Annotated in this window: 18 protein-coding genes, 6 tRNA genes and 1 other RNA gene; 14 read left to right on the top strand and 11 right to left on the bottom strand. The window is 40.7% G+C overall.

The window, feature by feature from the left end; genetic code table 11:
* Nucleotides 1-6 precede the first annotated feature (6 nt).
* Nucleotides 7-732, bottom strand: a complete 726-nt coding sequence (locus F3J02_RS05145; RefSeq protein ID WP_167248012.1) for a tetratricopeptide repeat protein — start codon at nucleotides 730-732, stop codon at nucleotides 7-9.
* A 76-nt stretch (nucleotides 733-808) separates the two neighbouring features.
* Here F3J02_RS05145 and F3J02_RS05140 point away from each other — a divergent pair, with 76 nt between their 5' ends.
* Nucleotides 809-1,333, top strand: a complete 525-nt coding sequence (locus tag F3J02_RS05140; RefSeq protein WP_167248011.1) for a hypothetical protein — start codon at nucleotides 809-811, stop codon at nucleotides 1,331-1,333.
* Between the two features lie 56 nt (nucleotides 1,334-1,389).
* Here F3J02_RS05140 and F3J02_RS05135 read toward each other — a convergent pair whose 3' ends face one another.
* The gene (locus tag F3J02_RS05135) at nucleotides 1,390-1,554 is read right to left on the bottom strand and encodes a hypothetical protein (protein ID WP_167247873.1); all 165 of its coding nucleotides are present in this window, start codon (nucleotides 1,552-1,554) and stop codon (nucleotides 1,390-1,392) included.
* Nucleotides 1,555-2,274: 720 nt separating this feature from the next.
* On the opposite strand from F3J02_RS05135, the gene F3J02_RS05130 reads away from it, so the two are divergent.
* Complete coding sequence (locus F3J02_RS05130; protein ID WP_167248010.1) at nucleotides 2,275-3,900, top strand: NAD+ synthase; 1,626 nt, start codon at nucleotides 2,275-2,277, stop codon at nucleotides 3,898-3,900.
* The gene (locus F3J02_RS05125) at nucleotides 3,893-4,924 is read left to right on the top strand and encodes a hypothetical protein (RefSeq protein WP_167248009.1); all 1,032 of its coding nucleotides are present in this window, start codon (nucleotides 3,893-3,895) and stop codon (nucleotides 4,922-4,924) included. The genes F3J02_RS05130 and F3J02_RS05125 overlap by 8 nt, the downstream gene beginning before the upstream one ends.
* A gap of 112 nt (nucleotides 4,925-5,036) precedes the next feature.
* Here the strand turns inward: F3J02_RS05125 and F3J02_RS05120 are convergent.
* The 5 genes from F3J02_RS05120 to coaD form a co-directional block, all read right to left on the bottom strand.
* Nucleotides 5,037-5,113 (bottom strand) — tRNA-Met (locus tag F3J02_RS05120).
* Nucleotides 5,114-5,371: 258 nt separating this feature from the next.
* Nucleotides 5,372-5,448 (bottom strand) — tRNA-Met (locus tag F3J02_RS05115).
* 61 nt (nucleotides 5,449-5,509) lie between these two features.
* Nucleotides 5,510-5,901, bottom strand: an RNA gene (rnpB, locus tag F3J02_RS05110) — RNase P RNA component class A.
* A gap of 26 nt (nucleotides 5,902-5,927) precedes the next feature.
* Nucleotides 5,928-6,191 (bottom strand): YfhL family 4Fe-4S dicluster ferredoxin, encoded by a 264-nt coding sequence (locus F3J02_RS05105; protein WP_004805118.1) that lies wholly within the window; start codon nucleotides 6,189-6,191, stop codon nucleotides 5,928-5,930.
* Between the two features lies 1 nt (nucleotide 6,192).
* On the bottom strand, nucleotides 6,193-6,684 hold the full coding sequence (coaD, locus tag F3J02_RS05100; RefSeq protein WP_099948220.1) for a pantetheine-phosphate adenylyltransferase: 492 nt from the start codon (nucleotides 6,682-6,684) through the stop codon (nucleotides 6,193-6,195).
* Between the two features lie 129 nt (nucleotides 6,685-6,813).
* Here coaD and smpB point away from each other — a divergent pair, with 129 nt between their 5' ends.
* Nucleotides 6,814-7,290 carry an SsrA-binding protein SmpB gene (gene smpB, locus F3J02_RS05095; RefSeq protein WP_005190982.1) on the top strand — a complete coding sequence of 159 codons (477 nt, stop codon included), beginning with the start codon at nucleotides 6,814-6,816 and terminating at the stop codon, nucleotides 7,288-7,290.
* 39 nt (nucleotides 7,291-7,329) lie between these two features.
* Here smpB and F3J02_RS05090 read toward each other — a convergent pair whose 3' ends face one another.
* From F3J02_RS05090 to rluD, 3 genes are all read right to left on the bottom strand, one after another.
* Nucleotides 7,330-7,902 (bottom strand): flavodoxin family protein, encoded by a 573-nt coding sequence (locus F3J02_RS05090; RefSeq protein ID WP_151716560.1) that lies wholly within the window; start codon nucleotides 7,900-7,902, stop codon nucleotides 7,330-7,332.
* An 83-nt stretch (nucleotides 7,903-7,985) separates the two neighbouring features.
* Complete coding sequence (gene pgeF / locus F3J02_RS05085) at nucleotides 7,986-8,726, bottom strand: peptidoglycan editing factor PgeF (protein ID WP_167248008.1); 741 nt, start codon at nucleotides 8,724-8,726, stop codon at nucleotides 7,986-7,988.
* A gap of 72 nt (nucleotides 8,727-8,798) precedes the next feature.
* Nucleotides 8,799-9,848 (bottom strand): 23S rRNA pseudouridine(1911/1915/1917) synthase RluD, encoded by a 1,050-nt coding sequence (gene rluD / locus F3J02_RS05080; protein WP_167248376.1) that lies wholly within the window; start codon nucleotides 9,846-9,848, stop codon nucleotides 8,799-8,801.
* Between the two features lie 71 nt (nucleotides 9,849-9,919).
* On the opposite strand from rluD, the gene F3J02_RS05075 reads away from it, so the two are divergent.
* Both F3J02_RS05075 and F3J02_RS05070 read left to right on the top strand, forming a co-directional pair.
* Nucleotides 9,920-11,020 (top strand): outer membrane protein assembly factor BamD, encoded by a 1,101-nt coding sequence (locus F3J02_RS05075; protein WP_167248007.1) that lies wholly within the window; start codon nucleotides 9,920-9,922, stop codon nucleotides 11,018-11,020.
* A 128-nt stretch (nucleotides 11,021-11,148) separates the two neighbouring features.
* Nucleotides 11,149-13,038, top strand: coding sequence for a DNA primase (locus F3J02_RS05070; RefSeq protein WP_167248006.1), 1,890 nt, complete (start codon nucleotides 11,149-11,151; stop codon nucleotides 13,036-13,038).
* Nucleotides 13,039-13,044: 6 nt separating this feature from the next.
* On the opposite strand, the gene hemA is transcribed toward F3J02_RS05070, so the two are convergent.
* The gene (gene hemA, locus F3J02_RS05065) at nucleotides 13,045-14,328 is read right to left on the bottom strand and encodes a glutamyl-tRNA reductase (RefSeq protein WP_167248005.1); all 1,284 of its coding nucleotides are present in this window, start codon (nucleotides 14,326-14,328) and stop codon (nucleotides 13,045-13,047) included.
* Nucleotides 14,329-14,407: 79 nt separating this feature from the next.
* On the opposite strand from hemA, the gene F3J02_RS05060 reads away from it, so the two are divergent.
* From F3J02_RS05060 to F3J02_RS05025, 8 genes are all read left to right on the top strand, one after another.
* Nucleotides 14,408-16,126 carry a tetratricopeptide repeat protein gene (locus F3J02_RS05060; protein ID WP_216076266.1) on the top strand — a complete coding sequence of 573 codons (1,719 nt, stop codon included), beginning with the start codon at nucleotides 14,408-14,410 and terminating at the stop codon, nucleotides 16,124-16,126.
* Between the two features lie 4 nt (nucleotides 16,127-16,130).
* The gene (gene lolB, locus F3J02_RS05055; RefSeq protein ID WP_167248004.1) at nucleotides 16,131-16,712 is read left to right on the top strand and encodes a lipoprotein insertase outer membrane protein LolB; all 582 of its coding nucleotides are present in this window, start codon (nucleotides 16,131-16,133) and stop codon (nucleotides 16,710-16,712) included.
* A gap of 14 nt (nucleotides 16,713-16,726) precedes the next feature.
* Nucleotides 16,727-17,560 carry a 4-(cytidine 5'-diphospho)-2-C-methyl-D-erythritol kinase gene (gene ispE / locus F3J02_RS05050; protein WP_167248003.1) on the top strand — a complete coding sequence of 278 codons (834 nt, stop codon included), beginning with the start codon at nucleotides 16,727-16,729 and terminating at the stop codon, nucleotides 17,558-17,560.
* Nucleotides 17,559-17,633 (top strand) — tRNA-Gln (locus F3J02_RS05045). The genes ispE and F3J02_RS05045 overlap by 2 nt, the downstream gene beginning before the upstream one ends.
* A 29-nt stretch (nucleotides 17,634-17,662) precedes the next feature.
* Nucleotides 17,663-17,737, top strand: a tRNA-Gln gene (locus F3J02_RS05040).
* Between the two features lie 18 nt (nucleotides 17,738-17,755).
* Nucleotides 17,756-17,830 (top strand) — tRNA-Gln (locus tag F3J02_RS05035).
* Nucleotides 17,831-17,915: 85 nt separating this feature from the next.
* A tRNA-Gln gene (locus F3J02_RS05030) sits at nucleotides 17,916-17,990 on the top strand.
* A 101-nt stretch (nucleotides 17,991-18,091) separates the two neighbouring features.
* Nucleotides 18,092-19,045: a ribose-phosphate pyrophosphokinase gene (locus tag F3J02_RS05025; RefSeq protein ID WP_005273299.1), complete on the top strand. Its 954-nt coding sequence runs from the start codon at nucleotides 18,092-18,094 to the stop codon at nucleotides 19,043-19,045.
* Nucleotides 19,046-19,050 lie beyond the last annotated feature (5 nt).

Below are 19,050 nucleotides of genomic sequence, written 5' to 3'. Positions count from 1 at the left end.
ATTAGATCATAAATATTTTTTTATTCTTAACGGGACTTTGTTGGATAAGCCCAACTTTTTCATTTGATCAGCATACATCATGTAATTTTTTCTGGCTTTGCCCACATTTTTTAAAACTAAATAAGTGTCCGCTCGATTTAAGTAAGCTACGGTTCTATTCGGATCTAACTTTATGACATGATTTAACAATCTTAATGAATCATCATAATACCCCAATTGATAGAGGAAAAATGCAGCATCATTTAGCTCTGCTACATCTTGTTCTTTATAAGAAGACAGTTGGCAGTCAATACCTTCAACAATTTGCTTGATCTCGGATACATTACTTTTATTGAGTTGCTTCAATTGCTCCGAAGACAAATAATGGAAATAGTTAACGCCATCTTTCCCTCCACCAATATCCGCCATCCATACAGGGCTTTTGCTTGTTTTATCCCATTGCCCACTGCAACTGTCTGAAATCATGCTGGGTATGGTATCTAAGATCACTTTTCTATCATTACTAGTGACATAACACTGCACCATTTCAGTATTGGATCGATCTAAAACCGTAGAATAATTAAAATGATCGCTTTGATAAGAATCAATGATTGAAAAGACACGATTGGGATGATCATTTAATTCCACCAAAGGCAAACCTGTACAATTTTTATAATTTTTTATATCCAAATCCGCATAAGACGTAGTGCTCATCAAGCAGAGCGAAAAAACAATTAATTTAATGCTTCGCATACCAAAATCCCCCTGCTCACTTCGCTTTTATTCTAGAATAAAACAGATCTCCACGTTTTTCAGATGCATAGTTCAGATGAACAAACCATTTCAGCACGCTATACGAAGATTAAAAGCGCGATTTACTTCCAGCTTAATCTTTTACCTCAAAATGAATCAATTTCAATATCGTGGTTTGACGTCTGCTGAAATCGAAATGGCGCGTCCTGTCTTTGGCGATCTTATCGATTATTCGCAAATAAAAGTTTTTAATATTCCCTATCTACCTTGGCAGCCTGCCAATATTTTTATGGCACCAAACGGCAATTTATTTGTACATCAGAAATATTTTAGTCATGACTATTCAAAATGTTCACTATCCTTGCAAGGAATCTTTATTCATGAGCTGGCGCATATCCTACAGTTTCAGCAAGGAATCAATGTCATTGTCAAAGGTGCAATACTTCAGGCTGGCTATTACTTAAGTCTTAAGCGATACAATCCCTATCAATATCAATTTATCAAGAACAAAGCTTTCTCTAATTATAACATCGAGCAACAAGGCGATATTGCACGAGATATCTACTTTAATAAAATCCCCAACATCATTCTAGAAAAATAAAAAGCCCTGTAAGTTTCAACTACAGGGCTTTTTAATTAAGCAGTATGCAAGAAAAATTATGCAGCCGTGCTTTTTTGAGTTTCAGTTTTAAGTTCATGACTATCATCCATATCAGTCGTAAAATCTACACGCATCGCATCCTTAACAATGGTACCAATACGCCCAACACCAATAGCTAAAGCCAAGGCGATTACAGGCAATAAAATAGTTGAAGTCATCATTTTGTACCTCTTTATTTAAAATGACTATTTAATAATTAGCTTAGGCTTGCTGATCTTGTTCGCGAAACATTACTGTTCCAATACGACCAACAACTACAGCTAAACCAAAAGCAATTACTGGAAATAATAAAACTGACATTGTTATTACCTCTTCATTTTGCGTGCTTGGGTACACTTGATGAGTAATAAAGTGCACAACCGTTCATATTAATTGGGATAATAGCAGTGCACAAATGTACACTCAAGTGTCGCAAAGACATTCCCGACGAACGGTATAAAAAATACACGATATAAATTCAAGACATTGAATAAGCTTATATTTTTTAAAAGTACAACTGTTTTAACTATTTTTAAAATTTAAAATAGAAGCCCAAAGTTATTCTTTTTTCTAAATTTTTTTATTGTTTGTCGATATTGTCACTCGGGTGTAATAGCATGATGCAAAAATAACATGAAAAAAACTTTAGATGACTCTATTCAATTTATTCATCTTCATGCACCATAATCACGCAAACATTGAGAAATGTTGCTGTTTTATACAGAAAAACTTGTTATTTTTACGCAGAAAAATGTGCATTTAGTATATATTAGTAAACTTGTCATTTTTCTTTAAGATATAAAATGTTTGGCGCCATGACATACACTTGTTTTTAATAACTATACCCATATAAATCAAAAACTTGTATGTCATAACTTGTTAAGACTTAGGATTAGGTTTGAATGAAAAATTTTAAAGTTGCCCTTGCTCAATTCTCTCCGCACATTGGCAATATTGATGCAAATACTCAAAAGATGGTTGAGCAAGCAAATTTAGCGAAACAACAACAGGCTGATTTGATCATCTTCCCTGAACTATCTACGATCGGTTACCCAGCTGAAGACCTATTACTCCGCCCAAACCTACAAAAACGCACTCAAAAAGCGTTTGCCCAGTTAAGCGAAGTAAAAGACATCTTGATGGTATTCGGTTTTGTGCACCAAACTGAAGATGGTCATCGCTATAACTCTGCTGCTGTCATGAAAGACGGGCAGGTTTTAGGTGTTTATAATAAACAAAACCTGCCAAATTATGGTGTGTTCGATGAAAAACGCTACTTCCAAGAAGGTCATCAACATCTTGTTTTCGAATATCTAGGTCACAAATTCGGCGTCTTGATTTGTGAAGATGTTTGGTCACTGAATACCGTTAAACAACTCAGTCAGTTGAATGTTGAAACGGTTCTGGTTTTAAATGCTTCACCATATGAAGTGGGTAAACCGCAACACCGCATTCAAACGCTCAACGAACTTGCAAAACAATTGAATCTAAACGTTATCTATGCCAACCAAGTTGGTGGACAAGATGACCTTATTTTTGATGGTTCAAGCTTTGTCAGCAATAAGAACGGTCAACTTGCACTGCAAGTACCAAGCTTTCAAGAAGCACTTTGTTACGTTGAATATGATGCTGAACAAAAGCAGTTTAAAACAACTGATGCTATTCCTGCATTAGAAACTTTTGCAGAGATTTATCAAGCACTCGTAATGGCAACACGTGACTATGTGCAACGCTCTGGCTTCCCAGGTGTAATTCTTGGTTTATCTGGCGGAATCGATTCCGCATTAACAATGGCAATTGCAGTTGATGCAATTGGCGCTGATAAAGTACAGGCTGTGATGATGCCATATACCTACACCTCACAAATGAGTGTAGAGGATGCAACTGAACAAGCACGTCGTATGGGTGTTACCTTTGGTATTGCTGAGATTCATCCAATCGTAAACAGTTTTATGCAGACCTTATTCCCATTCTTTGGTAATACCCCTGCAGACGCAACTGAAGAAAACTTACAGGCGCGTACTCGTGGTACGTTACTGATGGGTTTATCCAATAAATTTGGTAATCTTGTACTCTCTACAGGCAACAAGTCAGAGATTTCTGTCGGATATTGCACCTTGTATGGCGACATGGTTGGTGGCTTCTCAGTCCTCAAAGACGTGTATAAAACAATCGTGTTTGAGTTAGCGAAATACCGTAACACGCTAGATGAAACACCAGTGATTCCTGAGCGTGTCATTACCCGTCCACCATCAGCAGAACTTCGTCCTGATCAAAAAGACCAAGATTCATTACCTGCTTATGATGTACTTGATGCCATCTTATATGCTTATATTGAAGAAGATCTCAGCCAAGCGGACATTATCGGCAAAGGCTATGAAGCCGAAGTGGTAGAGAAAGTGATTCGTTTGGTTGATCGTAATGAATACAAGCGTCGTCAGGGCGCGATTGGACCACGTATTAGTTCACGTGCCTTCAGTCGTGAACGACGCTACCCGATCGTCAACGGATGGACCGCGAATGACTGAAAAAATTGTTTCTGAAAAGTCACAATTACTTGCTCAAGCACTTATGCTTGAGCAAGTTGCATTTTATAAAAACCAACTCACCACACAACTTTCTGCTGATTTCTTCCAACAATTTATTCAGCTTTTTCTCCAACATGCACCCAATATTCAGCTCAAGGAAGTAGTTGAATTAGAACAAATCCAGGCTGTGGTAAAACGCTATGCCTTTGAAATGCAGCTCGGGGCAGGCTTATTGGAATTTATTGGGGAAATTGCGCAAAGACTGCATGTGTTTTCCTTACAGTCATCTGCACAATTACAGGACGTATTTTCAGACCACCAATTTGAAATGTGGTTATCCAAATTTTTAGAACTGGATAATATTCGCCATTATTTAAATCAATTTTTAAAAGACAGTCCTTCAATTCAGCAGTTGTGCCAATATATTGCGACCACGACTTTACAGAATAAATTACCCAAATTATTTACTCAGTCAGATGAAGAACGTATTTCTGAAAGTAAATATGAATGGCAGCAAAAACTAAAAAGCTTTTCGCATCGCCAACAGCAGCGTATTGAACAAAAGATTGAAGAAAGTATTGGTCGATTCATTCAAGAACAGCTGGTTGATCTCAGCTTGCTTTCAAATGATGACCTTGAGAGTCTTGCCCGCAATATCTGGGACGACAACAAAGCCCAGCCTTTATCAGAATACACCAAACAAGTTACACCGCTCGATGTAGAAGAGTTCTTTGTCATGATCTATGAGTACTGGAAAGAATTACGCCAGTCCACGTTCATACAAGATTTAATCTTATACGGTGTAAAAGTGTTTTATGACTTCTATAAAGATGAAAGTCTGGAAGATGTTTTTGCTGCGATCGGCATAGAAGAAACAGATCTACTCAATGAGGCGGTACGTTTTTATCCTAAAGTCGTGGTGGCTTTAGATGAACATGATGTACTTGAACCAATCATTACCCTCATCTTAAAACCGTTTTATGAGAGTCCTCAAACTTTAGCGACCATCGAAAAACATTTATAAAAAGTAAAGCCTGTAGATAAATGACTTATTTACAGGCTTTTGCATATCTGATGAATTATTTTTACATAGTAAGCAGATAAAAAGAAACCACGCAGGAGCGTGGTTTTTAAAATGGTGGCTATGACGAGACTTGAACTTGTGACCCCCGCATTATGAGTGCGGTGCTCTAACCAACTGAGCTACATAGCCGTAAACTGTGTGCGCATTATCTAGTTTCCGACCCAATTGGTCAAGTCTATGATCTTGAAAATATAGAACATATGAACAGTTTTTATGCTATCAAACATCAATTGATCAAATTTCAACAGATCTCGTTTGTTATGACAAAATTTGATGATGATAGGGCTTTTATCAAAGTGGAAACTAATATCGAGTCAAAAGATTGTTTTTTGAATGTTATAAAAACTGCAGATAAAAAGAGACCACGCAGGAGCGTGGTCTATAAAATGGTGGCTATGACGAGACTTGAACTTGTGACCCCCGCATTATGAGTGCGGTGCTCTAACCAACTGAGCTACATAGCCGAAAACTGTGGGCGCATTATCTTAACTTTCAATACACACGTCAAGCACAATTTTAAAAAATTTGAGAAGTGGGCCTATAAGCCGGGTTCTGTCGAGGACGATCATTCCTCTAGGCGTACAATCACTCATACGCTCAAGCGACCTACCCGAATCCAGCACGGGCCGTGCCTCAGGATTCCTATTTGGTCTTGCTTCCGGTGGGGTTTACCTTGCCGTGAACTGTTACCAGACACGCGGTGCGCTCTTACCGCACCCTTTCACCCTTACCTAATCCTACCTAGCCTCCCTTTATTAAAGGGAGGAATGGAGGGATTGGCGGTCTACTCTCTGCTGCACTTGCCGTCGGCTTTCGCCGCCCAGGCGTTACCTGGCACCTTGCCCTATGAAGCCCGGACTTTCCTCCCCTGTTTCAGTCACGGAGACCTCCACAGCAGCGACCGTCCAGCCCACTTCGTGGCGCATCTTATCAAAGATCGAAGTTAATTGCTCGCATTTTTTTGCCCAGTTAACTTTTTGTATTTCGCCATCAAGTCATCATGCGATTCGACATGTTGCGGATCGAGCGGAATACAATCAACGGGACAAAACAGTTGACACTGTGGCTGATCATGATGACCGATGCATTCTGTACACAATGCAGGATCAATCTCATAAATCAGCTCACCCATATAAATGGCTTCATTCGGACATACAGGTTCACAGACATCACAGTTAATGCATTCATCTGTAATATATAAAGACACACTACCAACCTTGTTGATGTTTACGTTCAAAGGCCTCAACCACTACGGCAGGCACAAATTTGGTCACATCACCTTTTAAACGAGCAATTTCTCTTACCAATGTCGATGAGATAAATGAATATTGCTCAGAGGGAGTTAAAAATACAGATTCAAAATGTGGGTCAAGTTGACGGTTCATATTCGCCAGTTGAAACTCATATTCAAAATCAGAAATTGCTCTTAAACCACGTAGTACGGCTGTTGCACGCTGTTCACGGAAGAAATTAACCAGCAAACCATCAAAACCAACAAACTCAACATTGGTCAAATGACTCAATGATGCTTTGGCTAATTCAACACGCTCTTCTAAACTAAACACAGGATTTTTATGATGACCAATCGCGATTGCAACTACAACTTCATCAAACATTTTTGATGCTCTTGCAACCAAATCAACATGTCCATTGGTAATTGGATCGAAAGTCCCCGGATAAATCACACGTGTTTTAGACATGCGTTGTACTCTAGTTAATGAGATAAGACGCGTATTTTAACAAATGTTCGGCCTAAACGCGAAATTCCTAAACAATGGAAAAAGGTTGCGTTTTACGGCACAATAGCTGTAATTGTGGAAGTTTAGATTATGGCGCAAGCAACAGTTGTAAAAAAACATAATGGTGGCACGATTGCTCAAAACAAAAGAGCGCGTCACGATTACTTTATCGAAGAAAAATTTGAAGCAGGCATGTCCCTCCAAGGCTGGGAAGTAAAGTCTTTGCGTGCAGGACGTATGACGCTCACTGAAAGCTATGTGGTTTTTAAAAATGGCGAAGCTTTTTTACTGGGCTCACAAATTCAGCCGTTATTGTCTGCATCAACCCATGTCGTTCCAGAAGCAACACGTACGCGTAAGTTGCTACTTTCTCGTCGTGAGTTAGAAAAGCTTTTGGGTGCAGTGAATCAAAAAGGCTATTCATGTGTACCATTGGCTTGTTACTGGAAAGGCCGTTTGGTTAAGTTGGAAATTGCACTGGTGAAAGGTAAGCAATTACACGACAAACGTGCTACAGAAAAAGACCGTGACTGGCAACGTGATAAATCTCGTCTGCTGTATAAATAAAAAAAACCTCCAATAATTGGAGGTTTTTTTCGCTCAAGATTAAACTGGGATATGTGTCAATCTTAATTCAGCTAGATATTTTCCGAACTTACGTGCAGTTTCCAAATCACCTTCTGGTGGGGTAATTTCAACACTGGCATTATCTGACTGGGTCATTAAGCCCAGAAAGCTCGACATACGGTTAATATCTAAAGCACTTCTTCCCGTCGGCATAAATGGTAAACCAGCCCACACCATGCCATGTTGCATCGCAAATAAATTAATCTGCTGTAATACCGCCAATTTGTCGCCACTGAGACCGCCACCATTGGTAAAACCAGCAGCCAGTTTACCTTGCCATGCCCGCGCTAACCAACGTTTAGAGGAGTCTTCCATAAACTGTTTCAATGCAGCTGTGAGACTGCCCATATAGGTTGGACAACCAATAACAATCACATCAGCTTGGTCTAATAAGTCCCACTGTGGCGCTGCTACAGAAATGAGATGTACCTCTGCACCTGCCTGCTCGGCACCCTGAGTAATATATTGCGCAACTTTGGCTGTATGTCCATAAGGACTGTGATAAACCACACAAACTTTAACTTGGGGAATAATTTGCTCAATAACAGACATGGAGAATTTTAAAAACCAATGAATTAGATCAAGTTTAACATTTTCACTACGACATGGCGAATCAACAACACAACCAATGCAATTTATTGCATGAATACAAAAGTTGCCATTCGTCCTGTTTTTACATCACGGCGGTAAGAAAAATAATCTTCGGCTTGTTGATAAGAGCACTGATCTCCGCCTAAAACAGTTTCTACGCCCAAACGATTTAAAATAAAGCGAGCAATCGCATAAAGGTCCGCATGATATTTACCCACCACTTGGCCAGCAACAAAAGCAGTTTCGAGTTCAGGATATTTTTCACAAAATGCGGCTTTGACTTCTGCACCTATTTCAAAACACGGTTGACTAATTGCTGCACCTAGCCATGCCCAACTCGGCTGAGACTGCATTTCAGTGACAGTATTTTCAATAATACCATTGGCTAGACCACGCCAACCGGCATGCAGATTGGCAACTTCTGTGCCGTCGGCATTACCCATGACGACAGGTAGGCAATCAGCAGTCATCATCATTAAAGCATGGCCTTCACGTTGTGTGACTAGACCATCTCCTTCAAGGGCAATAAATGGAATTTGTTCATTCACGGTATGGCAAATCGTGCTATGGGTTTGCGTCATCCATGTGATTTTATCTACACCAAATACAGATAACTGATTCAACAAGACCATACGATGCTGCTGAACACGTTGTGCATCATCATTGACATGCAACGCCAGATTAAACCCAGACAGATTTTCATTTGCTGTTGCAATAGTTTGAGGATGTTCAATTCGTGTTTGCCCAACATAAACACCTTTAGGCAGACCTTGTACAAATTCCATAAAATCCCTCCCAACCTCCCTTTTCAAAGGGAGGAGCTGAACAAATCATCCTTTATTAAAAAGGAACTTTACTTAATAGGCTTCATTTTCACTACGCAATACTTCAAGCAACTGAGTAAAATCCTCTGGCCAAGGTGCTTCAAACATCATTTCTTCACCCGTACGCGGATGTACCAAGCCAAGTTTAGCTGCATGCAAAGCTTGACGCTTAAAGCTACGTAGCTTATCAGTTAATGTTTCTGATGCACCTGCGGGGAAACGCACACGATTGACATAAACAGGGTCTCCAACCAAACCATGCCCAAGATAGCTAAAATGCACACGGATTTGATGAGTACGCCCTGTTTCAAGTTGTGCCTGAATACGGGTAAAGTCACGGAAACGTTCTTTCACATTATAATGTGTTACCGCATCACGTCCGCCCGGTAAAATCGCCATCTTAATACGATCAACAGGATGACGCTTAATCGGCTCATCAATAGTGCCACCCGCAATGACATTGCCATAGACAACTAAATCATAAACACGATAAACGGTTTTCTTGGCTAACTGCTTACTCAAAGAAAATTGCGCTTCAAGATTTTTCGCAACCACCAATAAACCACTGGTATCTTTATCAATACGATGTACCAAGCCTGCACGAGACAGCTCTGCCAATTTTGGCGCATGATAAAGTAACGCATTCACCAAGGTCCCCGTTGGATTACCTGCGCCAGGATGAACCACCATCCCCACTTCCTTATTGATCACAATAATATCGTCATCTTCATAAACAATATTTAATGGAATATTTTCAGGCTGGCTCGATGTTTGTGCTTCAAGTTCAACTTCAAGCGTAAGCAGCTCATTACCTTCACAACGGTACTTTGGTTTAACAATGTTACCATTTACCAACAGATGACCGTCTTTCATCCATTGCTTGAGTTTTTCACGAGAAAACTCGCTCCAAACCAATGCGGCAACCTGATCAATACGTTGACCTAAATAGTTTTCATCAAGTTGAATTTGCAACGATAAACGTGTTGCAGTTGAGTCGGAATTATGATTATCTGCATCCACAGAATCTTCGAGTAAGAAATCTGTTTCAGAGAAGTTTGAATTGGAAGATTGTGCTGAAGTCATTTGATGATCGGTACAAAAATGGTTTAATAGCACCATTGTAGCTCATTGCCCAGAATAACAGAGGAGTTTTTATGTCGCTACCACGTTATAAAATTACGGTGCTTGCACTATCTTTAGGTGTAGCGTCTGCATTTGTGGGCTGTAGCAGCAATCCAAGTAAGAAAGAAGTGGTGGATAAAGGACCACAATCGAGTGAACAAGTTTATTTTGAAAAAGCAATAAAATCGCTTGAGCGCAATCAATATACTGATGCGGTAAAGTCACTTGAAGCTTTAGATACTTACTATCCAACTGGGCAATATACACAACAAGCTCAACTTGAGCTGCTTTATGCGAAATTCAAACAAAAAGATTATGAAGGTACGATTGCACTTGCAGATCGCTTCATTCGCTTAAATCCACAGCATCCAAATGTTGATTATGCCTACTATGTTCGTGGCGTAGCCAACATGGAAATGAATTACGACAGCTTAATTCGCTATACCTCTTTACAGCAATCACACCGTGATGTGAGCTATGTGAAAGTAGCGTATCAAAACTTCGTAGAACTGATTCGCCGCTTCCCAAGCAGCCAATATTCAGTTGATGCTGCACAGCGTATGAAATTTATCGGCCAAGAATTGGCTGAAAGTGAAATGAATGCAGCACGTTTCAACATTGAGCGTAAAGCATGGCTTGCTGCTGCTGAGCGTGCACAATGGGTGATTGAACACTATCCGCAAACACCACAAACGCCTGAAGCATTAGCGACTTTGGCTTATAGCTATCAAAAACTTGGCGATAATGCGACCTCGCAACAATATATTGATATCTTAAAACTCAACTATCCGAATCTCGTAAAATCGAATGGTGAAGTGAATTTACGTGCTGCACGTAAAGAAGGTAGCTGGGTGAATCGTGCAACTTTAGGTTTACTTGGTCGTGAATCTAAAACGGTTCAAACCAAAAAAGATGAAGCAACCAACAATACTGAACAACGTAGCTTAACCAACCGTTTAAGCTTTGGTCTACTCGGTAAGCCAGAAGCTGAGCAAGCAACACCCGCTCCAGTTGCAGCACCTGTAGCTCCAGCAGCAACAGAAAATAAGCCAAGTTGGAAAAATCGTTTAAGCTTTGGTCTTTTAGATAAACCTGAAGCAAGCAACTCATCTGAGGATGATGCAGCCAACTAATCTGCAATTCTTTGATACAGCAAACAGGCAAGTCACCCCTTGCCTGTTTTTCATTTTATGCAACAATGATTCTTGACATTTTGCAGAGCAACAATGTTCTACTCCCCGTCTTAAATGGTTAAACACACATGGCAATTCCACAACATACGATTGATCAAATTTTAGATCGAACCGACATTGTCGATTTGATCGGTCAACGTGTGAAGTTAAAAAAGACGGGGCGAACCTATTCGGGTTGTTGTCCTTTCCATCAGGAAAAGTCACCCTCATTCCATGTTTATCGAGATAAGCAGTACTACCATTGTTTCGGTTGCCAAGCCAATGGTAATGCCATCCGCTTTTTGATGGACATTGACAGTCGCAATTTTATTGATGTGATGAAGGATCTGTCTAACCAGACAGGCATAGAACTCCCTAAAGATAATCACGACAATAAAAAACTGTCGTATAAGCGCAGCCCTCAACAAGCTGCCGCACCACAACCGACAGTTTCACCTGTAGCTGAAAATACTACGCCGACACCGGCGAGTGATGAATTTATGGATGGGCATTTTGTCGATACAGATCGTTATCTGGATGACCCCTTTGCCCAGTTTGATCCTTCCTTCAATATCATGGATGAACAGGTACAGGAAGGTAATCTCTATGACTTGTTAGAAAATGTCGCTCAGTTTTATGAACGGCAATTACCCAACAGTCAAAAGGCACAAAACTATTTCAAACAGCGTGGTTTATCCTCACAGACCATTCAATTTTGGCGTTTGGGTTATGCACCAGAAGATTGGCAGCATTTAGAAAAAGCCTTTCCACAAGATATTGAAGGTTTAAAACAACTGGGCTTGATTCGTTCCAGCGATAGCGGTCGAGATTTCGATTTATTACGTGAACGGGTAATTTTCCCGATTCGCGATCATAAAGGCCGCGTGGTTGGCTTTGGTGGTCGAGCCTTAAACGACGAGATAAAACCGAAATATATCAACTCGCCTGATTCTGAAGTTTTCCATAAAAACCAATTACTTTATGGTCTATACGAAGGCCGCAAACTCAAAGCCAATGATTGGCTGATGGTGGAAGGTTATATGGATGTGATTGCCCTACAGCAATATGGCATCAATGGTGCAGTCGCGACCTTGGGAACGGCCAGTAATGCCGATCATTTAACCACCCTGTTTAAACAAAATTCTCGTATCACCATTGCCTTTGATGGTGATGCAGCAGGACAGAAAGCGGCACGACGCACTTTAGAAATTGCGCTCCCCCTGCTCAATGATGGTCGTGAATTAAAATTCTTTGTACTACCGAATGAACATGACCCTGACTCGCTGATTCGTCGAGAAGGTTTTGAAAATTTCCAAAAATTATTACAACAAGCACCACTGTTATCTGACTTTGTGTTCGCACATTTAACAGGACAACATGACGTCAGTACCCCTGAAGGCAAAAGCTTGGTCATGGGTGAACTACGTGAGTTAACAGAACTGTTACCTAAACACGGTTCATTTCGTTATTTGCTGAGTCAGTCTTTCCGTGAGAAGCTCGGTCTAGGTAAACGCTTCACGCCACAAATCAGCCATGATGCATCACTATCTTTTAATATTCAGACCAAAGATGAAGATTTTGCGGTTGCGATTTTGATGCACCATCCCTTCCTGTATATTCATTTTGAAGAACTGCGAGCGGTGATTGACCAAAATGAATTATTAGCGAAGATTCTCGCTGCACTGAATATCGTGTTTGATGATCTTCCTGATGATCAGGAGCTTGCAACCTATTATGTGCTGGGCGCTTGTAGTAGTTATAGCCATGAACTGGCTGATATTATGCAGCGTACCAATATTCAGTCCTTAACCCAAGCACCTGAAGTTGCTGACAAACTGGCGAAGGAATATGCTTTGGGGCTACAAGAGAAATATTTGCGCTTAAAACTGAAATCACCAATTTCTTTAATTGAATCGCGTAATTTACGCCAACAACTAAATGAATTGACCAAACAGATTAGTTTGCGCTTATTGTCTTAACTGTCATTACTGGCGTGGCTTACGTTCATGTTCAAACACATCTTGCAAATGCTGTTGCAGCCATTCAAAGTAATCTGGATTTTCAGCTTTGGCTGCTTCTCTGAGCAAAATTGAGGTTGGGTGCATCAGCTTTTGAGTTAAGCGATGTGCAAACTCTTGCAAGACCTGTTCAGCAGTATTTCCATGTTGCAGCGATTCCAAAGCATGTGCCAATTCTTTTTGACTCACATCTTCACTGTGCTGACGATAAGCCTGAATAGTTCCACTCGCCTCTTTCACCTTTTGCTGAGTCATCAATTGGGTCGCCAATTGATTGACCATAATCTCAGCTTCAACCGCGGCTTGACGACGTTGCGCTAAGTTTTCATCAATCACACTTTGCAAATCATCAACGCCATACAAATAGACGTTATCCAATGATTCCACTTTGGGATCAATATCACGCGGAACAGCTAAATCGACCATGAGCATTTGTTGATAGCGACGTTTTTTAAGTGCAACTTTAACATCTGAATATTCAATCACTTGATGCAAACTACCTGTACAACTTGAGACCACATCCGCTCTATGCAAATTCTGTGCAAGCTCTGCAAAAGGAATAATTTCAACATCAACTTGATGGGCAATTTCTTGTGCCAATAGATCAGCACGTTCACGACTACGGTTACAGATCAGGATTTTAGCAACCCCCATTTCCGCTAAATGCTTGGCAACCAAACTATTCATTTCACCAGCAGCCACCACCATTACCGTCAACTTTTCAGTATGGCTAAAAACTTGTGAAGCCAATTGAGCAACGGCATAACCCATTGAAACGGCATGACTTCCAACTGAAGTTTCTGAGCGAACCCGCTTTGCTGCGTAAAATGCATATTCAAATACACTATTCAATTCAGGCGAAACAGTTTCTGCATCTTTTGACAGTGCCAATGCACTTTTAACTTGCCCCAAAATCTGCGGTTCACCCAACATCAATGAGTCTAAACCACTAGCAACGCGCATCAAATGTGTAACAGCTTGGGCATTTTCGTAACGATAAACATGATGAATTAACTGTTTTACATCAATATTATTCACTTGGGCCAGCCAACTCAGGACGCTATCCGCATCTTCTGTCATGGCATACACTTCGGTACGGTTGCAAGTTGACACCACCACCAAATCATTCAGTGATGCATGTTGGTTTTGTTCAAGCAATAGCGCAGCTAATCGCTCTGCATTGAAAGCAATTTGTTCGCGAAGTTCAACAGAGGCTGTTTGATGGTTGACGCCCAATGCAAAGAAAGACATATCAGATCATCATTTCGCTAAATTTATGTTATTGTGCAACATCGGTGTCATAAAAAGCATTACTTTGGATCAATAAAAATTGCGTCAGCTATATCGCCGTACCCTTTTTAGCGGCAAGACGATTCGACGGTATTCTACCACAATCTTGTTGTTAGGTAGCATGAGCTCTTATGTCTCTGCACAAGCAATACACGACATGTATGCGGATAAGAGCTTTGAGCATGCACTGCAACAGAGCATGATTGCTGAATTTTCTCTTGCTTATGATGATATTGCAACCGCGCTACATAATTATACTGTGCTTGCCATTCGTAGCAATTCAACCACCATTAAACAGCGTGCGTTAGATATTGCCTTAGAATATAATGACTTACAAGCTGCCTTAAATATTGCAACCCATTGGGTTGAACAAGAACCTAAAGATGTTCCCGCCCTGTTCTATTTGTCGCATATCGCGTTAAAAACACATGAATATGAGTTAGCAGCCAAGACACTAGATAAGATTTTAAATATAGATCCTACTGCCGATCTTGAAGAGATTTTAGCGGGTATTGCACCTGAACAGGCACAAGATCGTGAGATTCTACTCAATGCACTCCGTGCCAGTGAAGAGCGCAACAACCCTTCGATTCTCGCTTTGATTGCAGGTTTAGAAGCGCAAGATGGTTTATATGAACAGGCACTGAACAATATTAATCGTGCATTGCGGAAACGTTCAAAATCAACCAGTTTCATTTTAATGAAAGCCAACCTATTAATGGCTTTGCGCAATGATGAGGAAACTCAAAAATGGTTTGCTCAAGCGAGTCGCAAAAATAAGAATAATATTGATGTTCGAATGGCAGAAGCGCGATATTACATTCAAATCAATCAGCAACAAGAAGCCTTGGACAAACTTGAAGATATCATTAAAGATCATCCCAAGGCAGAAGAAGCCCTGTTTATTGCAGGCCTGACCAGTATTGATTTAAAGCAATATGAAAAAGCCGAACAATATCTGGTTGAATTGCGCTCATCAGCAAAATATCAAAATGAAGCTTATTATTACCTCGCAATCAATGCACAACGTAAACAGCATTATGAAACTGCAAAAGCCTACTATCGCCTAGTTGATGGTAGTTTATATATTGTTTCGCGTCGCAATATGATCGCGATTTTCGAGAAGCAAGGGCAACTGAATGATGCCTTACGTTTCTTGACGCAAGAACGGGTGAATTATCCTCAACATGCCAGTTTCTTGTATCAAGCACAGGCTGATATTTTAAAGAAGATGGATAATAAGAAAGCGGCGCTAGCGTTGCTGGATGAAGCGATTAAGAGCTTGCCAGATGACCCAGAATTAATTTATGCCGAAGTATTATTACTCGACCCCTATACTGACCGAGATAAATTAGACAAAACCTTAAAACAACTGTTAATAATCGAACCCAACAGCCCGACCTATCTCAATGCTTATGCTTATACACTGGCACTGCAAAACCGTCGTCTTAAAGAAGCACGCAAGTATGCAGAACTAGCGCTCGACTATGCACCTGAACAAGCCTCTATTCTCGATACTTTAGGCTATATAGCATTCTTACAAAATGATTTTGATACAGCAGCTAAAGTCTTAGGGCAGGCGTATTCGCTGAGTGAGAATGTCAATATTGGTATTCGTTATGCCAAAGCCCTGTATATGCAAGGCGCACTCACGCAATTTAGCGAGGTGTTACAGCAATTGAAACAAAAACATGCCAATGCCCCACAATTACAACAACTTGATAGCTTAATCTTACCCATCACCGTGAAAAAGAGTTAAATTCATGCGCTTGTTTTCAAAATTGTGCATTACCGTATGTAGTAGTAGCGTTCTATTTTTAACGGGCTGCCAACATTTAAGCCAACCAAATAAAGTGATTGCATCACCACAAGTTCAAGATGAAAATAATTTTAGCTTACAAGGCAAAATCGGTGTCCGTACACCACAACAATCAGGCAGTGCTTTTTTCACATGGGTTCAACAACAGGATCAGTTTGATATTGAACTCACAGGAATTTTAGGTGTTGGCAAGACCCAAATTGAAGGAAAACCTGGTGAAGTGACGCTAAACAGTGCCAAAACGGGTCTAATTACTGCAGCTACCCCAGAAGAGTTACTTGAAAAAGCCACAGGTTGGCAAGCACCAATTATGCATCTCGCTTATTGGGTACAAGCCAAACCTGCGACCTCAAATGCACAAGTGAATAAAGATGAAAATAATCGTCTAAAGCAATTGGTTGAAGATGGCTGGACGGTCGATTTTAGTTATAACGATGCTCAAACCCTCCCCAATAAACTTTTGTTGAAGCAAGCACTTGCCGATGACAAAGAAAACCGTATTACAATGGTGATTCAAAACCGATAATTTAGATTGTTTTTATGATTAGAGTGCCTTCCCCTGCCAAGTTGAACTTGTTTTTGCATATCACAGGTCGTCGTGAAAATTGTTACCATGAATTACAGACTATTTTTCAACTGATTGATTTATATGATTGGATGATTTTTAAACCATCATCAGAAACTACGATTCAAATTGAAGGCTTAAGCGAAGTCAAACTTGAACAAAACTTAATCTATCGTGCCGCACAATTGCTTAAACCACATGCACAAAAATTGTGTGGCTTGAATATTCGCATTGAGAAAAATATTCCAATGGGCGCTGGTCTCGGCGGTGGTTCATCCAATGCGGCAACCACGCTGATTGTACTGAATCAACTTTGGCAATGCGGCTTAAATGAACAGCAACTGGCCGATTATGGCGTACAGCTTGGTGCGGACGTTCCAATCTTTGTTTTAGGTCGTAATGCATGGGCCGAAGGGATCGGTGAACATTTATCATTCATAGACTTAGCTCAAAAAAAATTCATAATCTTAAAACCTGACTGTTTTATCAGCACTCAACAGCTTTTTTCTCAAAAAACATTGACAAGAGATTCCAAGATCACTACATTTTGCGCCTATCAGTTAGAACCTTCTAATTTTGGAAATAACTTTGAACCTCTGGCTCGACAGTTATACCCTGAAGTAGAAGAAGCGATGCAATATTTAGATCAGTTTGGTCTAGCAAAGCTTACAGGTACAGGTGCTTGTGTTTTTACTGAGGTAACCAGTGAAATGGATATAGAACAAATTTTGCAAAACTCGCCTTGTAAAGCTTACTTGGTCAATAGTTTAGCAGAATCACCTTTAAGACATTTTTCAGTTACGTGTTAGGGGCGTCGCCAAGTGGTAAGGCACCGGGTTTTGATCTCGGCATCCGTTGGTTCGAATCCAGCCGCCCCTGCCAATTTTCATCTGTAGATATATGTAATATTTAGGGGCGTCGCCAAGTGGTAAGGCACCGGGTTTTGATCTCGGCATCCGTTGGTTCGAATCCAGCCGCCCCTGCCATTACATAATATCGAATTTAGGGGCGTCGCCAAGTGGTAAGGCACCGGGTTTTGATCTCGGCATCCGTTGGTTCGAATCCAGCCGCCCCTGCCATATCTTTAGACAGACTTGTTTTATATTGATATTTGCTCAAATATATTGACATTATCTTTTAAAACCTTTAAAGTTCTGCCGCATTAGGGGCGTCGCCAAGTGGTAAGGCACCGGGTTTTGATCTCGGCATCCGTTGGTTCGAATCCAGCCGCCCCTGCCATATAAATAAATTGTTTCCAAATTACCCGTCGGAAAAATTAAAAATTTTTCCCTTGCGCTCGGTGGAAGCATTGCTTCGCTTAACCCTCGCTCAGGTGCTTCATGCCCAATCTTGTCGTTTTTAGTGGAAGTGCTCATCCACATTTCGCTCAAAAAGTCGTAAGCCATTTACATATTCCTTTAGGTGCTGCTTCTGTTAGCAAGTTCTCTGATGGTGAAATTTCAGTTGAAATTACTGAAAATGTTCGTGGTAAAGACGTTTTTATCGTTCAGTCTACCTGCGCCCCTACCAATGATAACCTGATGGAAATCTTGGTTATGGCTGATGCTTTGCGTCGTGCAAGTGCTGGTCGTATCACTGCTGTCATTCCTTACTTTGGTTATGCTCGCCAAGATCGTCGTCCACGCTCTGCTCGTGTACCGATTACCGCGAAAGTTGTTGCAGACATGCTCACAACTGTTGGTATTGACCGTGTAGTAATGATTGACTTGCACGCAGACCAAATTCAAGGTTTCTTCGATATTCCTGTTGACAACATCTATGGTACGCCAGCGTTACTTGCTGACCTACGCCAGCAACAACATCACAATCTTGTGGTTGTTTCGCCTGACGTTGGTGGTGTCGTTCGTGCCCGTGCTGTTGCGAAACAAATGGGTGATATCGATTTAGCCATCATCGATAAACGTCGTCAAAAAGCAAATGAATCACAAGTGATGCATTTGATTGGTGATGTTAAAGATCGCGACTGTGTGATCGTTGATGACATGGTAGATACAGCAGGTACGCTTTGCAAAGCTGCCGATGCACTCAAACAATTTGGTGCTCGTCGTGTTGTTGCTTATGCAACTCACCCTGTTTTATCTGGCAAAGCCATTGATAACCTTCGTAACTCTGTGATTGATGAACTGGTTGTTACTGACACAATTCCTCTTTCAGATGAAGCACTAAGCTTAGGTAAAATTCGCCAAGTTTCTGTTGCTAGCATGGTTGCTGAAACAATTCGTCGTATCAATAACGAAGAATCTATTAGCGCAATGTTCGATAGTTATCTATAATAGCC

It is taken from the genome of Acinetobacter sp. Tr-809, assembly GCF_011753255.1.
Taxonomy (GTDB): domain Bacteria; phylum Pseudomonadota; class Gammaproteobacteria; order Pseudomonadales; family Moraxellaceae; genus Acinetobacter.
Note: the sequence above shows the minus strand (reverse complement) of the source record. Positions and strands in the feature narration are given on the sequence as shown.

Excerpts from the sequence above, each read along its gene's own strand:
- F3J02_RS05125 (WP_167248009.1), top strand. The coding sequence starts at position 3,893 with ATGACTGAAAAAATTGTTTCTGAAAAGTCACAATTACTTGCTCAAGCA.
- lolB (WP_167248004.1), top strand. The coding sequence starts at position 16,131 with ATGCGCTTGTTTTCAAAATTGTGCATTACCGTATGTAGTAGTAGCGTT.
- coaD (WP_099948220.1), bottom strand. The coding sequence starts at position 6,684 with ATGTCTAAAACACGTGTGATTTATCCGGGGACTTTCGATCCAATTACC.
- smpB (WP_005190982.1), top strand. The coding sequence starts at position 6,814 with ATGGCGCAAGCAACAGTTGTAAAAAAACATAATGGTGGCACGATTGCT.
- pgeF (WP_167248008.1), bottom strand. The coding sequence starts at position 8,726 with ATGGAATTTGTACAAGGTCTGCCTAAAGGTGTTTATGTTGGGCAAACA.
- F3J02_RS05140 (WP_167248011.1), top strand. The coding sequence starts at position 809 with ATGAACAAACCATTTCAGCACGCTATACGAAGATTAAAAGCGCGATTT.
- hemA (WP_167248005.1), bottom strand. The coding sequence starts at position 14,328 with ATGTCTTTCTTTGCATTGGGCGTCAACCATCAAACAGCCTCTGTTGAA.
- F3J02_RS05070 (WP_167248006.1), top strand. The coding sequence starts at position 11,149 with ATGGCAATTCCACAACATACGATTGATCAAATTTTAGATCGAACCGAC.
- F3J02_RS05025 (WP_005273299.1), top strand. The coding sequence starts at position 18,092 with ATGCCCAATCTTGTCGTTTTTAGTGGAAGTGCTCATCCACATTTCGCT.
- F3J02_RS05145 (WP_167248012.1), bottom strand. The coding sequence starts at position 732 with ATGCGAAGCATTAAATTAATTGTTTTTTCGCTCTGCTTGATGAGCACT.
- ispE (WP_167248003.1), top strand. The coding sequence starts at position 16,727 with ATGATTAGAGTGCCTTCCCCTGCCAAGTTGAACTTGTTTTTGCATATC.
- F3J02_RS05075 (WP_167248007.1), top strand. The coding sequence starts at position 9,920 with ATGTCGCTACCACGTTATAAAATTACGGTGCTTGCACTATCTTTAGGT.
- rluD (WP_167248376.1), bottom strand. The coding sequence starts at position 9,848 with ATGACTTCAGCACAATCTTCCAATTCAAACTTCTCTGAAACAGATTTC.
- F3J02_RS05090 (WP_151716560.1), bottom strand. The coding sequence starts at position 7,902 with ATGTCTGTTATTGAGCAAATTATTCCCCAAGTTAAAGTTTGTGTGGTT.
- F3J02_RS05135 (WP_167247873.1), bottom strand. The coding sequence starts at position 1,554 with ATGATGACTTCAACTATTTTATTGCCTGTAATCGCCTTGGCTTTAGCT.
- F3J02_RS05130 (WP_167248010.1), top strand. The coding sequence starts at position 2,275 with ATGAAAAATTTTAAAGTTGCCCTTGCTCAATTCTCTCCGCACATTGGC.